General features: G+C 63.3%; 12 protein-coding genes. All 12 read left to right on the forward strand.

What is annotated here, in order from left to right:
- Positions 1-269 precede the first annotated feature (269 nt).
- The 12 genes from RBB31_RS12095 to RBB31_RS12150 all read left to right on the forward strand — a co-directional run bounded on the left by RBB31_RS12095 (position 270) and on the right by RBB31_RS12150 (position 15,518).
- Positions 270-1,073, forward strand: coding sequence for a B12-binding domain-containing protein (locus RBB31_RS12095; RefSeq protein WP_306129552.1), 804 nt, complete (start codon positions 270-272; stop codon positions 1,071-1,073).
- A gap of 34 nt (positions 1,074-1,107) precedes the next feature.
- Positions 1,108-2,535 carry a transcriptional regulator PpsR gene (gene ppsR / locus RBB31_RS12100; RefSeq protein ID WP_306129553.1) on the forward strand — a complete coding sequence of 476 codons (1,428 nt, stop codon included), beginning with the start codon at positions 1,108-1,110 and terminating at the stop codon, positions 2,533-2,535.
- A gap of 118 nt (positions 2,536-2,653) precedes the next feature.
- A complete protein-coding gene (chlG, locus tag RBB31_RS12105; protein ID WP_306129554.1) occupies positions 2,654-3,556 on the forward strand; it encodes a chlorophyll synthase ChlG in 903 nt (300 codons plus the stop codon).
- Positions 3,553-4,803, forward strand: a complete 1,251-nt coding sequence (locus RBB31_RS12110; RefSeq protein WP_306129555.1) for a BCD family MFS transporter — start codon at positions 3,553-3,555, stop codon at positions 4,801-4,803. The genes chlG and RBB31_RS12110 overlap by 4 nt, the downstream gene beginning before the upstream one ends.
- Positions 4,804-4,806: 3 nt before the next feature.
- Positions 4,807-5,985 (forward strand): geranylgeranyl diphosphate reductase, encoded by a 1,179-nt coding sequence (locus RBB31_RS12115; RefSeq protein WP_306129556.1) that lies wholly within the window; start codon positions 4,807-4,809, stop codon positions 5,983-5,985.
- A complete protein-coding gene (gene idi / locus RBB31_RS12120; RefSeq protein WP_306129557.1) occupies positions 5,982-6,539 on the forward strand; it encodes an isopentenyl-diphosphate Delta-isomerase in 558 nt (185 codons plus the stop codon). Before RBB31_RS12115 ends, idi begins: the two co-directional genes overlap by 4 nt.
- Positions 6,540-6,598: 59 nt before the next feature.
- Positions 6,599-7,489, forward strand: coding sequence for a LysR family transcriptional regulator (locus tag RBB31_RS12125; RefSeq protein WP_306129558.1), 891 nt, complete (start codon positions 6,599-6,601; stop codon positions 7,487-7,489).
- An 86-nt stretch (positions 7,490-7,575) separates the two neighbouring features.
- Positions 7,576-9,261 (forward strand): NAD(P)H-dependent oxidoreductase subunit E, encoded by a 1,686-nt coding sequence (locus RBB31_RS12130; protein ID WP_306129559.1) that lies wholly within the window; start codon positions 7,576-7,578, stop codon positions 9,259-9,261.
- Between the two features lie 3 nt (positions 9,262-9,264).
- Positions 9,265-12,027 carry a formate dehydrogenase subunit alpha gene (gene fdhF, locus RBB31_RS12135; protein ID WP_306129560.1) on the forward strand — a complete coding sequence of 921 codons (2,763 nt, stop codon included), beginning with the start codon at positions 9,265-9,267 and terminating at the stop codon, positions 12,025-12,027.
- A 201-nt stretch (positions 12,028-12,228) separates the two neighbouring features.
- Positions 12,229-12,924 carry a GntR family transcriptional regulator gene (locus RBB31_RS12140; RefSeq protein WP_306129561.1) on the forward strand — a complete coding sequence of 232 codons (696 nt, stop codon included), beginning with the start codon at positions 12,229-12,231 and terminating at the stop codon, positions 12,922-12,924.
- 4 nt (positions 12,925-12,928) lie between these two features.
- A complete protein-coding gene (frc, locus tag RBB31_RS12145; RefSeq protein WP_306129562.1) occupies positions 12,929-14,203 on the forward strand; it encodes a formyl-CoA transferase in 1,275 nt (424 codons plus the stop codon).
- A 331-nt stretch (positions 14,204-14,534) separates the two neighbouring features.
- Positions 14,535-15,518 (forward strand): tripartite tricarboxylate transporter substrate binding protein, encoded by a 984-nt coding sequence (locus tag RBB31_RS12150; protein WP_306129563.1) that lies wholly within the window; start codon positions 14,535-14,537, stop codon positions 15,516-15,518.
- Positions 15,519-15,641: the final 123 nt, after the last annotated feature.

The raw sequence follows: 15,641 nt of genomic DNA on the forward strand, positions 1-15,641 counted from the left end.
TTAAAATTTACACTTTGCGGCGTCGCGTGGCGTCAACACTATGTGGTGGTTGGGTAACCCGAATCACGGAAGTCGGTTAGGTCCATTCAATGGAGCCTTGGCATATTTCAGGTGGAGATTGCCGTTAGGAAACATGGGGTTGAGGTTTCGTGTTATGCGTGTGTGTCAGGAAAAATTGACATTGAAGAGCCGCCGGCGCACACTATCCTCGTCAGCGAATTTTCCGATCGCTTGCGGATCGTGACGGTGACGACGCGGGGGAGAGACGCGTGACAGAGTCCTGGGACAAAAAAGGCTCCGGCCTATCGACAGTGCAACAGCCAGCCATACGGTTTCTGGTCGAGTCGGCGCTCAGAACGGTGATTTCCAACACGGCCAAAGCCGAACCGCGAACCCGCGAGCAATGGATCGAGCGCCTGGTCGAGGCGCTGATGTCCGAGTCCGACAGCAGCTATCGCGCGGTCGTGGCGTCGCTGATGGCCAGCGGTGTGAGCACCCAAGAGATCTTTCAGTCATACATCCCGACTGCCTCGGCCTATCTGGGCGAGCTCTGGGTCAGCGATCGGGCGAGCTTCGTGGACGTTACGGTCGGCGCTTCGCGGCTGCAGGGCCTGTTTCGCAACAAGCCGGCCGACGCGCCGGCCCGGTGGAGCGATCGGAGCATACCGCTCGGCCAATCTGTGCTCATGGTCGTGCCGCAGTTCGAGCAGCACGCGCTGGGCGCCTTCGTGGCGGCCGATAATTTGCGCCGGCATGGACTTTGGGTGCATATGGCCATCGGCCTCAGGCAAGAGGAATTAGCTGAACTTGCGGGCAGTCGCCGGTTCGCCATGATCGGAATATCGGTCGCCACGCGGAATTCGGTTGAAAAAACCACCGGACTTGTAGATTACGTGCGTTCAAATACGGACTATCTGCCGCCTATCGTGATCGGGGGGCGCGCCGTGGAGGCCGATCCGAAAGCCGTTTCAAAGACCGGCGCGGATTTCTCGGTACGCACGGCACGGGAGGCGATAGAGAAGTGTGGTTTGTCGAGCGTCTCGGAAGCTCTTCCGTTCAGCGGTGTTCTGTGACGCTTATTGGTTTGGGGAAGATCGGAGTGGTCTGATGACCCGTGAGACTCGGAAGTCGGAGAGACTGCGCGCCGGTGCCTTGCCCGATCCCACTGGGGTGGAAAACATCGTAGAGCAGGCCGGCGATCTGGCCGTCTATATCTCGGCCGACGGCGAAGTTGCCGGCATTTCCGTCAATCCCGATTGCCCGTCGCTGGGGTGTCTGGACCACTGGGTCGGTCGGCCGTTCGAGAATTTCCTGACCGTCGAGAGCAAGGATAAGTTCGACCGGCGCGTGGCAAAGATGCAAGCCGATCCGGATGTGACGCCGCGGGCGCTGGAACTGAACCACGTCGACAACGCCACCTGGGAATTTCCGATCCGGTACACGCTTCACCGTGTCTATGAGGGGGGCGGTCTGCTGCTGCTCGGTCGGGATATGCAGCCCATCGCCGAGGTTCAGCAGCGCCTTGTCGCGGAGCAGACGGCGCGCGAGCGCGATCAGCAACGGCTGCGCGGCGAGCAGACATTTTATCATGTCGTCCTCGAGGCGTCGGAAACCCCGCTGATTCTGGTGGAACCGGAAAAAGGTCGCATTCGCGACCTGAACAGCGCGGCGGCGGTTCTTCTGGGAACGACGCCCGAAACGCTGAGCGGGTCGTCGCTGGCGCAGGCGTTCGATGGACGCAAGCGCGAGGAGCTGATCGAGGCGATGCGCAGTGCGGCAGGATCGCGCGAGGCGCGCGGTATCGACCTGGTGGCGCGGCGCAACGAGCGCGATCTGAAGCTCTACCCCGAATTCTTCCGCGCCGCGGGCGAACTTTTCATTCTGTGCCGTGTGCGGCCCGTAGATGGCGAGGCCGGGGACTCGATCGAGGTGGCGCAGGTCATGGGCGCGCTTTTTGCAGCCGCCAGCGATGCTATCGTGATCACCGACGGCAAAGGCGTTATCCGGGATGCGAACGAAGCATTTCTGACCATCGCGGATGCCGCGCAACTGCGCGATGTCAGGGACACCAATCTTGCCGATTTCCTCGTGCGAGGAGCGGTCGATACCAAGCTGATGCTGGAGACAGCGTCCAAGCAGGGGCGGCTGCGGGCCTACGCGACGCAGATTGCAAGCGTGGTCGGCACGCGCGCCAGTGTCGAGGCCTCGGTGACGCGGCTGCGCGACCCGTCCGGTGATTTCGGCTACGGTTTCATCCTGCGCAACACGGCGCTGAGCGAAAGCGCGGATGCTGAAGTGACCAGCGTGGTCAGCGAAGAGGCCATGAAGAATGTCATGGACCTGGTCGGAACAGCGTCGTTGAAGGAGCTTGTTTCCGCCACTTCGGACGTGATCGAAAAGCTGTGCATCGAGACGGCGGTTCAGTTGACCGGGAACAACCGGGTCGCGGCGGCGGAGATGCTGGGGCTCTCGCGGCAGAGCCTGTACGTAAAGCTCCGCAAACACGGCCTGATCAACGCGACTGCGGACGAGTAGGCGGCCGAAAGCTTTGAGAAGCTTTGGGAGTCCTATCTGAAAGGATTTCCGCTCGGCAGCGAGTGGCGGGCCAAAAAAGACCTTTCCCGAATCCGATATGTAAACCATACTTGACACCATGAGTGTCTCCTTGGGCATACGGGTGTCGCGTCGCTGGCCTGAACCGCGCGCCATCTTGACCTTGATCAAGCCGATCACGTGGTTCCCTCCGGTCTGGGCGTATCTTTGCGGCGTCGTTTCCAGCGGCATTCCGGTGATGTCGGCGCCGTGGCTGGTCCTAATAGGCGTTGTGCTGGCAGGACCCGTTGTATGCGGCATGAGCCAGGCGGCCAACGACTGGTGCGACCGGCATGTGGACGCCATCAACGAGCCGCACCGCCCGATCCCCTCTGGGCGCATTCCGGGCCGATGGGGTCTTTGGATCGCCCTGGTCATGAGCGGCATGGCGATGGCGCTCGGGGCGACGCTGGGCCCGTGGGGCTTTGGCGCGACGGTATTTGGCGTGCTGGCGGCCTGGGCCTATTCGGCCGAGCCTGTCCGGCTCAAGAAATCGGGCTGGTGGGGGCCGGGCCTGGTGGCGCTGTGTTATGAAGGTCTGCCGTGGTTCACCGGCGCCGCGGTGCTGTCGGCAGGTGCGCCGACCTGGCAAATCGTGGTGCTGGCGCTGCTTTATGCCGTGGGCGCACACGGGATCATGACACTCAACGATTTCAAGGCGCTGGAGGGCGACAGGCAGACGGGCGTGAACTCCCTGCCTGTCACGCTGGGGCCGGAGCGTGCGGCGCGCGTGGCGTGCTGGGTCATGGCAGTGCCGCAGGTTGCAGTGATCGCTCTGCTGGCGGGGTGGGGGCAGGTGTCTCACGCCGCTGCCATCGCGGCATTGCTGGTGGTACAGCTTTGGGCAATGCGCGTGATGCTGGCCGAACCCAAGGGCCGCGCGCCCTGGTACAACGGCACGGGCGTGACCCTGTACGTCAGTGGCATGATGGTTGCAGCCTTCGCAGTGAGGGGGCTGGTATGACACTGGGATGGGGCGGTATCGCACGGCTTTGCCTCGCCAACATGGCGATCGGCGGGATGGCCGCACTGCCGGTGAACCTGTTCAACCGGCTGATGACGGTGGAACTTGCCCTGCCCGCGCTGCTCCCCGGGTTTCTGGTGGCGCTGCATTATGCCGTACAACTGTCGCGGCCTGTCTGGGGGCACAGGTCGGATGCGCGAGGCGGGCGGACGCCTTTCATCCTGGGCGGAACACTTGTGGTGGGAGCAGGGTTGGTCCTGACGGCTTGGGCGATTGCCTTTGCGCCGAGCATGCAGGTTGCGATTGCGGTGTGGATCCTGGCCTATGCGCTGATCGGATTCGGGATCGGCGCGGCTGGCACGTCGTTTTTGGCGCTGCTGGCGACGGCGGCACCGGACGAGAAGAAGGGGGCGGCTGCCACCTTTGCATGGCTTATGCTGATCGCGGGGGCGATTGCGGCCTCGGTTGGGGCGGGGATCGCGCTGAAACCATACAGCCCGGAGCGCCTGATGATGGTGGTGCCGGTCGTGGCGGCGGCCTGTTTCGTGGCTGCGCTGATCGCGACGTGGGGCGTCGAGCGGCGGCTGGGGTCTGTGCCTGCGCCGCAGGAGACCAAATTGGTCCCGGCCCTGCGGGCAACGTGGGAAGACCCGGCGGCGCGGGCCTTTACCGGGTTCGTGTTCCTGTCGATCCTTGCATTCTACCTGAGCGAACTGGTGCTGGAGCCTTTCGCAGGACATATTCATGGTCTGAGCCCGGATGAATCGACCAAGCTGTCGGGCGGCAAGGATGGCGCCGCGCTTCTGGGCATGCTGTTAGCGGGGGCCTTTTCGACCTTCGGGATGGGCGGTCTCAGGGCATGGGCCGTGACAGGCTGCGTCGTTTCGGCTTTGGGCTTGCTGGGGCTTGGCGCAGGGGGCGCGCTGGTACCGTTCACGGTGATCCTGGGGCTTGGCAACGGCCTTTTTGTGGTGGGGGCCATCGGGTCGATGATGCGGCTGGCGGCGGCGCAGGAAGGGGCGACCGGCACGCGGATGGGCGTCTTCGGCGCGGCGCAGGCCGTCGCCGCCGGACTGGCCGGGCTGATTGCCACGGGTACGCTGGACGCGGCCCGTACGATGATGAGCGACGGGGCGGCCTATGCTGCCGTTTTTGGCCTTGAGGCCGTCCTTTTCTTGGCCGCCGCGCTGGTGGCGGTGCGCATCCTGCACCGGCCGCCCGCGCCGCTGCTGCAACCGGGAGAATGAACCATGTATGACGTTGTGGTGGTGGGAGGCGGGCCGAGCGGGGCCACGGCGGCCGAAGACCTGGCGCGGTCGGGCCACAAGGTGGCGCTGCTGGACAGGGCCGGACGGATCAAGCCTTGCGGAGGAGCGATCCCGCCGCGGCTGATTGCGGATTTTGACATTCCCGAGGCTCTGCTGGTGGCCAAGATCACCACCGCGCGGATGATCTCGCCTACCGGGCGCAAGGTGGATATCCCGATCGAGAACGGGTTCGTCGGCATGGTGGATCGCGAGGATTTCGATGAGTTCCTTCGTGCCCGGGCCGAGGAGGCCGGCGCAGTGTGCGCCACCGGGACTTACCGGCGCATCGCGCGGGAGGACGGACAAACCCGGGTGATCTATCGTGACAAGGTCAGCGGCAACGAGCGGGAGCTGCCCTGCAGGCTGGTAATCGGCGCCGACGGGGCGCGGTCGAACGTCGCGCGGGACGAGGTCGAGGGCGGGGACCGAATTCCCTATGTCATCGCCTATCACGAGATCATCGCCGCCCCGGTTGCGGTGGGAGAATACGACCCGACTCGCTGCGACGTCATCTATGACGGCAGGATTTCCCCGGATTTCTATGGCTGGGTCTTCCCGCATGGCAAGTCGGCCAGTGTCGGCATGGGCTCGATGGTGCGGGAGGTGGACGTGAAACAGGCCACCGCCGATCTGCGTTTGGCGAGTGGGCTGGCGGGGTGCGAGACGATCCGCAAGGAAGGTGCGCCAATTCCTCTGAAACCACTTGACCGTTGGGACAACGGTCGCGACGTGGTGCTGGCCGGGGATGCGGCCGGCGTGGTCGCGCCCAGTTCCGGTGAAGGCATCTACTATGCCATGGCAGGCGGGCGCGTTGCGGCCACGGCAGCGGCGGCGACACTGGCCTCGGGGCGGGTCAAGGATCTGCGGCTGGCGCGGCAGCTGTTCATGAAAGAGCACAAGACGGTGTTCCGGGTGCTGGCCTCCATGCAGAATGCCTATTACAAGTCGGACGAGCGGCGCGAACGGTTCGTGTCGCTGTGCCATGATATCGACGTGCAGCGTCTGACCTTCGAGGCGTATATGAACAAGAAACTGGTAAAGGCCCGGCCCATGGCCCACCTGAAGATCGGGTTGAAGAACCTGGCACATCTAACGCGGCTGGTGCCGGCGGCCTATACATGAGCGTGATGATCCCGACATGGGTCGGCGCCGATCTGGTGGCCGTCGAGAAGCTGGAAGCACATGAGCGCGGGTTGCGGCACAAGGCGGTGTCGGTTTTCGTGCTGTGCGGCAACGAGGTGCTGATCCAGCGGCGGGCGTTGGGCAAGTACCATACGCCGGGTCTTTGGGCGAACACCTGCTGCACCCATCCGCATTGGGGCGAGGACCCGGAAGCCTGCGCGCATCGCCGGCTGAAGGAGGAACTGGCCATCGAGGGCCTGGCGCTGGATTATCGCGACCAGCTGGAATATCGCGCCGATGTGGGCAACGGAATGGTAGAGCACGAGGTTGTCGACGTGTTCGTGGCCTCGGTCCCGGAACGGATTGCCGCGCGGCCGAATCCGTCGGAAGTGATGGACACCGCCTGGGCCGATCTTGACGCGCTGGCGGAGTGGGCGCGCAGTATGCCGGAGATCTACACGCCGTGGCTTCGCATCTACCTCGAAGAACATGCAGCGCAGATCTTCGGGAGGGCGGAGAGCTGGTCTGATCCGGCAAGGGTTCGTTTCAAATAGACATCCGGCGCGCGTCTTGATTTAGTCCGGCGCGATTGGCGGCCGAAGATGGAGCGCACGTGCTTGACCTCAAAGACCTGCAATTTCTGACCGCGCTGGCGCGGCAGAAGCATTTTGCCCGCGCCGCCGAGGAATGCGGCGTGTCGCAGCCTGCATTCTCAATGCGGATCGCCAAGCTGGAAGAGCATCTGGAGACAAAGATCGTTCACCGGGGCAATCGGTTTCAGGGGCTGACGCCGGACGGGGAAAGCATTGTGCGCCATGCGCTTCAGATCCTTGAGGACGTCAAGCGGCTGGAAACCGAGTTCAGCGCCGAGCCGGGCGACGTCACGGGCGTGCTGTCGCTGGCGGCGATACCGACAGCTGCGGCGCTTGCGGCGAAGACGGTGATCCGGCTGCGAGAGGCAAACCCAGGCATCACGGTGCGGGTCAAGACGATGAACTCGCTGGCGATTCTGCACGGGCTTGAGGCTGGCACCTACGATGCCGGGATAACCTATACCGACAGCGCCAATTCCGAGAGCGCGATCCACAGCTTTTTGAGCGTGACGCCGATTGACGACGAGCAATACGTGCTGCTGGTGCCCGCCGGGATGGTCGAGGAGGGCAAGACAGAGATCACCTGGAAGGAGGCCGGCGCCTTGCCGCTGTGCCTGCTGGAGCCGGGAATGCAGAACCGGCATATCATCGACACGGTGTTCCAGGAGGTGGGCACGCGTCCGCGAGTCGTGGCGGAATTGTCGGGCCTGACCGCGGGGGTTGTGATGGCCATCCAGGGCGCGGCGGCAACGGTGGTTCCCAAGGTGCTGGTCGAGAATACCGGTGCGCCGCGGTCGGTGCGCATCCTGCCGCTGGTGGAGCCTGAGGTGCACAAATCGCTCAGCCTGGTGACCGCGGACAGAGGTCCGGCGCTGCGCACGGTACAGGCCCTGAAAGAGGTCCTGCAATAAGGCCTGCTTATCGTGGGTTTGAATCATACGATTTTTGATTGCGTAATGCATGCTTTAGTATCCCGGAAGCAACGGGAGGACCGATCATGGCATTGGACGATCGCAGCGGCGTATGGAAATCTGGCAAGGGCAAGGGGCGGCATACGCCCAAGGGCCGGCAGCTGGAAGACCAGGCCTGGGAAGAAGTACGCGACCTTCTGGGGGATGCGCCCCGGCGGCGTGACCTGCTGATAGAATACCTGCACCTGATTCAGGACAAATATGGCCACCTTTCGGCGGCGCATCTGCGCGCGCTGGCAGAGGAAATGCGCATCTCGCAGGCCGAAGTCTATGAAGTCGCAACATTTTACGCGCATTTCGACGTGATCAAGGAAGGCGAGGTTCCACCCCCTGCGCTGACCATCCGGGTCTGCGATTCGCTCTCGTGCGAGCTGGCCGGGGCACAGCAGCTTAAAGCGGCGCTGGAGGATGGCATGGACCCTTCCGAAGTCCGCGTTTTGCGCGCGCCCTGCATGGGCCGCTGCGACACGGCCCCGGTGCTGGAACTGGGCCACAATCACATCGACAACGCGACGGTTGAAAAGGTAGAGGCCGCGATCGCCGCGGATGACACCCACGCGCACATCCCCGATTACGAAGATTTCGCGGCCTACAAGGCCGATGGCGGCTATGAAAAGCTGGCGGAAATCCGCAAGAATGGCGATTTCGAGACCATTCAGCAGACCCTGCTCGATTCGGGGCTGCGCGGTCTGGGCGGCGCTGGTTTCCCTTCGGGCAAAAAATGGGGCTTCGTGCGGGCCGAAGCCGGGCCGCGATACCTGGCCGTCAACGGCGACGAGGGCGAGCCCGGCACGTTCAAGGACCGTTACTATCTGGAGCGTACGCCGCACCTTTTCCTTGAGGGGATGCTGATCGCCGCCTGGGCGGTCGAGGCGAAGACCTGCTTCATCTACATGCGCGACGAATATCCCGCCGTGCTCAAGATCCTCGCCAAGGAGATCAAGGCGCTGGAAGAGGCGGGCATTGTCGAGGAAGGCTATATCGAACTGCGCCGCGGCGCGGGGGCCTATATCTGCGGCGAAGAAAGCGCGATGATCGAATCGATCGAAGGCAAGCGCGGCCTGCCGCGACACCGCCCGCCTTTCGTGGCGCAGGTCGGCGTCTACAACAAGCCGACGCTGGTGAACAATGTCGAGACGCTCTACTGGGTGACCCGCGTTCTGCGCGAAGGCGGCGAGATCCTGTCGGGCGTCGAGAAGAACGAGCGCAAGGGCCTGAGGTCCTTCTCGGTCTCTGGCCGGGTGAAGAACCCGGGCGTGCACTTGCTGCCCGCCGGGTCGACCATCCTGGATATCGTGGAGGCCGCCGGCGGGATGCTGGACGGTCACACGCTGAAGGCCTACCAGCCGGGCGGTCCGTCCTCGGGGCTGCTGCCCGCGCATATGGATGACGTGCCGCTGGATTTCGACATGTTGCAGCCGCATGGCAGCTTCATCGGCTCGGCTGCCGTTGTGATCCTGTCGGACAAGGACAGCGCCAAGGAAGCCGCCATTAACATGCTGAAGTTCTTCGAGGACGAAAGCTGTGGCCAGTGCACGCCGTGCCGCGTGGGCTGCGAAAAGGCCGTCAAGCTGATGCAGGCGGACAAGTGGGACCAGTCACTGCTGGAGGAGCTGAGCCAGACCATGGTGGATGCCTCCATCTGTGGCCTAGGGCAGGCGGCGCCCAACCCCATTCGCCTGACGATGAAACATTTCCCGGACGAGGTGTAAGACATGACCGACAAGATCAAGTTCACACTCGATGGCAAGGAAGTCGAAGCCGAAAAGGGCATGACCATATGGGAAGTGGCCAATGGCCGGGGTCTGAAGATCCCGCACCTGTGCCACAAGCCCGCGCCAGGGTACCGCCCCGATGGCAACTGCCGCGCCTGCATGGTCGAGGTCGAGGGCGAGCGGAACCTCGTGGCCTCGTGCATTCGAGAGCCCAGCGAAGGCATGAACGTCACGACCAACTCGAACCGTGCCGCGACCGCGCGCAAGATGGTGATGGAAATGCTGGTGGCCGACCAGCCCGAGCCCGAGAAGGCGCATGACAAGTCGAGCCACTTTTGGGACATGGCGAAGCTGGCCGGCGTGTCGGAAAGCCGCCTGCCCAGGCTGGAGCAGGACCGCGTGCCGCTTCTGGATGACAGCCACGTCGCGATGAGCGTCAACCTGGATGCCTGCATTCAGTGCAACCTGTGCGTTCGCGCCTGCCGCGAAGTTCAGGTCAATGACGTGATCGGCATGGCCGGACGTGGTCATGACAGCTTTCCCACCTTCGATTTCGACGACCCGATGGGCGAAAGCACCTGTGTGGCCTGCGGCGAATGCGTGCAGGCCTGTCCGACAGGCGCGCTGATGCCCTCCACGGTGGTGGACGACGCGCAGGTGGGTGACAGTGCGGATTATGACCGCGAGGTCGAGAGCGTGTGCGCCTTCTGCGGCGTTGGCTGTCAGATCAGCATGAAGGTCAAGGACAACAAGGTGAAGTACGTCGAGGGGATCAACGGACCCGCGAACGAAGGCCGCCTGTGCGTCAAGGGCCGGTTCGGCTATGACTATATCCACCACTCGCACCGCCTGACCAAACCGCTGATCCGGCGCGAGGATGCGCCCGCGAAGGGGCTGAACGTCGATCCCGACAACTGGCAGGATTTTTTCCGCGAGGCGTCCTGGGACGAGGCGCTGGACTTCGCCGCAAACGGCCTGAAGGGCCGGGGCCGCGAGGTAGCAGGCTTCGGCAGTGCGAAGTGCACCAACGAAGAGGCGTACCTTTTCCAGAAGTTCATCCGCCAGGGCTTTGGTCACAACAACGTGGACCACTGCACGCGGCTGTGCCACGCCTCGTCGGTTGCGGCGCTGATCGAGAACGTCGGCTCGGGCGCGGTGACCGCGACCTTCAACGAGATCGAGAATGCCGACGTGGCGATCATCATCGGGGCCAACCCGATCGAGAACCACCCCGTTGCGGCCACCTATTTCAAGCAGTTCACCAAGCGCGGTGGCAAGCTGATCGTGATGGACCCGCGCGGTGTTGGCATGAAGCGGTTCGCCAGCCACATGCTGCAGTTCAAACCGGGCGCGGACGTGTCCATGCTGAACGCGATCATGCATGTGATCGTCGAGGAAGAGCTTTACGACAAGCAGTATATCGAGGCCTTCACCGAGAATTGGGAGGCCGAGAAGGCGCATCTGGCGCAATTCCCGCCCGAGAAGATGGAAGAGCTCTGCGGCATCCCCGCCGAGACCCTGCGGGAGGTCGCTCGCGAGTTTGCCACGGCGCAGTCCGGCATGATCTTCTGGGGAATGGGCGTCAGCCAGCATATCCACGGCACGGATAATTCCCGCTGCCTGATCTCATTGGCGCTGATGTGCGGTCATGTGGGGCGGCCGGGCACGGGTCTGCACCCGCTGCGCGGCCAGAACAACGTGCAGGGCGCGTCCGACGCGGGCCTCATCCCGATGTTCCTGCCCGACTATCTTTCGGTCACGGATGACGGCGTGCGCAAGGCGTTCACCGAGGTTTGGGAATCCGGCGATTTCAGCAGCGAGAAGGGCCTGACAGTCACCGAGATCATGGATGCGGTGCATGATGGACAGATCAAGGCGATGTACGTGCTGGGCGAGAACCCGGCGATGAGCGACCCTGACGTGGAGCACGCCCGCGACGCGCTTGCGATGCTGGATCACCTTGTGGTGCAAGACATCTTCATCACCGAAACGGCCAACTATGCCGACGTGATCCTGCCGGCCTCGGCCCTTTACGAGAAATCCGGCACGGTATCGAACACCAACCGGACCGTGCAGATGCTGCGCCAGGCGGTGCCGCCGCCGGGCGAGGCAAAAGAGGACTGGTGGATCGAGGTCGAACTGGCCAAGCGCTGCGGTCTGAACTGGACCTATACCGACCCGTCGCAGGTGTTCAACGAGATGGCGATCAACATGCGCAGTCTCGACAACATCACCTGGGAACGCCTGGAAAAGGAGGCAGTGACCTACCCGTCGCTCAGCCCGGAGGACCCCGGCCAGGCCGTGGTGTTCGGCGATGCCTTCCCGCGGCCTGAAGGACGCGCCCGGTTCACTCCGGCCAGCGTGATCCCGCCCGACGATCTTCCGGATGCGGACTATCCGATGGTGCTGACCACGGGACGGCAGCTGGAGCACTGGCACACCGGATCGATGACCCGCCGGGCCAGCGTGCTGGACGCGGTGGAGCCCGAAGCCAACTGCTCGCTGCACCCCTCGACCTTGCGCAAGCTGGGGGTGGAGCCGGGCGGCATGGTGCGGATCACCACCAAGCGCGGCTCGATCGACGTGATGGCACGGGCCGACCGTGCGATTGCGCCGGACATGGTATTCATGCCGTTCGCCTATGTCGAGGCGGCGGCGAATATCCTGACCAACCCGGCAATCGACCCCTACGGCAAGATCCCCGAGTTCAAGTACTCGGCCGTGCGAGTGGAAAAGGTCGAAGAGGCGGTGGCGGCGGAATAACCCGCGCGTCAATCATCATTCGCGAAGGGCCGGGGCTTCCCCGGCCCTTTGCTTTTGGCGCGGTCGAAACCGGGAGACACCGCGACAGAACAGCGCTTTTTCTGCACCTACAAAAGTTTACCGTTGCAACAGGCTGGTTCGTGGTATACCAGATTGCGGATTTAACGATTCATTTAACGACTGAAAGACCGGTGTGCTGCCATGAAACTCAATCCGATCGACACGACGGTCACGCTCAAGGACCACATCTATAACCGCATGCGCGAGGCGATCCTCGACATGGACATCTATGCGGACGATGTCGACCTGCGGCTGGACGAGCGTGGACTGGCGGATCAGTTGGGCGTCTCCCGGACGCCGCTGCGCGAGGTTCTGGTGCGTCTGGAGCAGGAAGGTCTGCTGGAGGTACGCCCGCGCCGTGGCATTTTCGTACAGCGCAAGACGCTGTCGGATATCCTGGAGATGATCGTTGCCTGGGCGGCGCTGGAAAGCATGGCCGCGCGGCTGGCGTGTGACACTGCGACGGACCGCCAGATCGCCGGCCTGCGGACCATCGCGGCGAAATACTCGGTGTCCAAGTCCGGTGCGGACATCGCGGAGTATTCCGACGACAACATCCGTTTCCACCAGAAGATCCTCGAAATCTCTGGCTGCGAGCTGTTGTCCCGCATGGCCGAGAACCTGTTCGTGCACATGCATGCGGTACGCCGCCGGTCCATGGCCGAGGAAGACCGCGTGCCGCAATCGGTGGCGGATCACATGGAAATCATCGAGGCGCTGGAGGCGCGCGATGCGGACCTTGCCGGGGCCCGTGTGCGCGATCACACGATGCGCCTGCACGACCACGTGCGCGAGGTCTGGACCCGCGCAGGAATAACGAAAAACATGGGGGAATGACCTGATGAAAGCATTGGACGGCATCAAGATTCTGGACTTCACGCATGTGCAGTCCGGTCCGACCTGCACGCAGCTTCTGGCGTGGTTCGGGGCGGATGTTCTGAAGGTGGAGCGGCCCGGCGTGGGCGACGCCACGCGGCAACAGCTGGTGGATGTGCCGGGCGCGGACAGCCTTTACTTCACCATGCTCAACCACAACAAGCGCTCGATCGAGCTCAATTCCAAGAACGAGACCGGCAAGCAGGTTCTGACCCGGCTGATCGAGGAATGCGACGTGCTGGTCGAGAACTTCGCGCCGGGCGCGCTGGATCGCATGGGCTTTTCCTGGGAGCGGATCCAGGAGATCAACCCCAAGATCATCATGGCCTCGGTCAAGGGCTTCGGCCCCGGCAACTACGAGAACTGCAAGGTCTACGAGAACGTGGCGCAATGCGCCGGCGGGGCGGCCTCGACCACCGGCTTCCGTGACGGCCCGCCCCTGGTGACCGGCGCGCAGATCGGCGACAGCGGCACCGGGCTGCACCTGGCGCTGGGCATCATGACGGCGCTCTTCCAGCGCGAGCGTACCGGCCGCGGCCAGAAGGTGCTGGCGCCGATGCAGGACGGGGTGCTGAACCTCTGCCGCGTCAAGCTGCGCGACCAGCAGCGGCTGGAAGCGGGGCCCCTGAAGGAATACAGCCAGTACGGCGAGGGCATCCCCTTCGGCGAGGCGACGCCGCGCGCGGGCAACGACTCTGGCGGCGGCCAGCCGGGCCGGATCCTGAAGTGCAAGGGCTGGGAGGACGACCCCAACGCCTACACCTACTTCATCACCCAGGCCGCGGTGTGGGAGCAGATCTGCGACGTGATCGGCAAGCCCGAGTGGAAGACGGCCGAGGGCTATGCCACGCCGCCTGAACGGCTGGACAAGCTGAACGAGATCTTCGGCACGATCGAGGAGTGGACCATGACCAAGACGAAGTTCGAGGTGATGGACATCTGCAACCCGCTGAACATCCCCGTGGGCCCGATCCTGTCGACCAAGGAGCTGATCGAGGACGACGGGCTGCGGGCGACCGGTACGATCGTCGATGTGGATCATCCCAAGCGCGGCAAGTACGCGACGGTAGGCTGCCCGATCAAGCTTTCGGACAGCGCGGTGGAGGTGACCCGTTCGCCGCTTCTGGGCGAGCACACGGTGGAGATCCTGCGCGACGTGCTGGGCTATGACGGCGAGGAGCTGCAGGCCGTGCTCGACAGCGGCGCGGTCGGAGACCCGCAGAGGACTGCGGCGGAATAAGGATCATGCCAGGGGCAGGCCGGTACTGGCCTGCCCTGACCGCGGGCAGATCTTGATGCATTGCATGAAATTTGCTTCGTAGGCCATTTACGCGAAAGCATTTTCTTACCTCCGTATCGACTCTGTCAGACGGGTGGTGGCGCGCGCGCGGCGTGTCGCGGAAGAATTTCTTGCAATGAAGCCGTACATGTTATTTGCTGCTGGGGCGTGTAATTTTATTTCACGCCTCGGGTTTCGCGTGCAATTAAAAACTATTGTATGCAATGCGGGTTGGTTGGGAGGATCAGCTAGCGCGCCGGCGACCAGCCGGAACACCATAGGGAGGAGAACCATGAACACCTTTAAGCTACTTGTAGCGAGCGCATCTGCGCTGGCATTGACGGCGCCCGCGGCGCTGGCGGAATGGCAACCGCAGAAGCCTGTCGAGTTCATCATCATGGCCGGCACCGGCGGTGGTGCGGACCAGATCGCACGACTGTTGCAGGGCCTCATCCAGAAGAAGGATCTGAGCCCGCGGCCGTTCATCCCGATCAACAAGCCGGGCGGATCGGGCGCCGAGGCGTTGCGCTATCTGCAGGACAAGGCGGGTGATAACCACGTGGTGATGATGACGCTGAACAGCTTTTACACCACGCCGATCATCCAGGAGGACCTGGGCGTCGATGTGACCGAGTTCACGCCGATCGCGCTGATGGCGATGGACACGTTCCTGCTGTGGGTCAACACCGACCGCGAGGACATCGCCGACCTCGAGAGCTTTAACACGGCGGTGTCCGAGGCGGGGCTCGACTGGAAGGTCGGCGGCACTGGATCGGGCCAGGAAGACAGCGTTCTGACCGCGATGATGGAGGCCGAATTCGGCTATGACGTGACCTACATTCCGTTCCCGGGCGGCGGTACGGTGGCCAAGAACCTTGTTGGTAATCAGATAGATAGCACCGTCAACAACCCCGCCGAGCAGATGGAGTTCTGGCGCGCGGGCAACACCAAGCCTCTGGTGCAGTTCACAGCCGAGCGGATGCCGGCCTTCCCGGACGTGCCGACGGCCAAGGAGCTGGGCGTGGAGATCGAGTACTACATGCAGCGCTCGGTCAACGGCCCGCCGGACATGGATCCTGAGGCGGTGGAATGGTACACGAACCTGTTCCAGGAGCTTTTCGACAGCGAGGAGTGGCAGTCTTACTGCAAGTCGGACGGCCTGACCTGCGACCAGATGATGAAAGGCGAGGACCTGGCCACGTTCCACGAGAACCAGAAGGTCGCGCATGAAAAGCTGATCGAGAAGGTCGGCGCAAGCGCGATCACCGGCGAATAAGACAAGGCATATCACCGAAAGGTTAACGGTGATTTGAGGTCGAGGGCGGCGCGGACCACGCGCCGCCCTTTTTTTCAAGGCACGGGCCGGTAAACGGCGCCGGATTTGGTGTCAATGGCACGT

The sequence above is a fragment of the Roseovarius sp. MMSF_3350 genome, assembly GCF_030733425.1.
Taxonomy (GTDB): domain Bacteria; phylum Pseudomonadota; class Alphaproteobacteria; order Rhodobacterales; family Rhodobacteraceae; genus Roseovarius.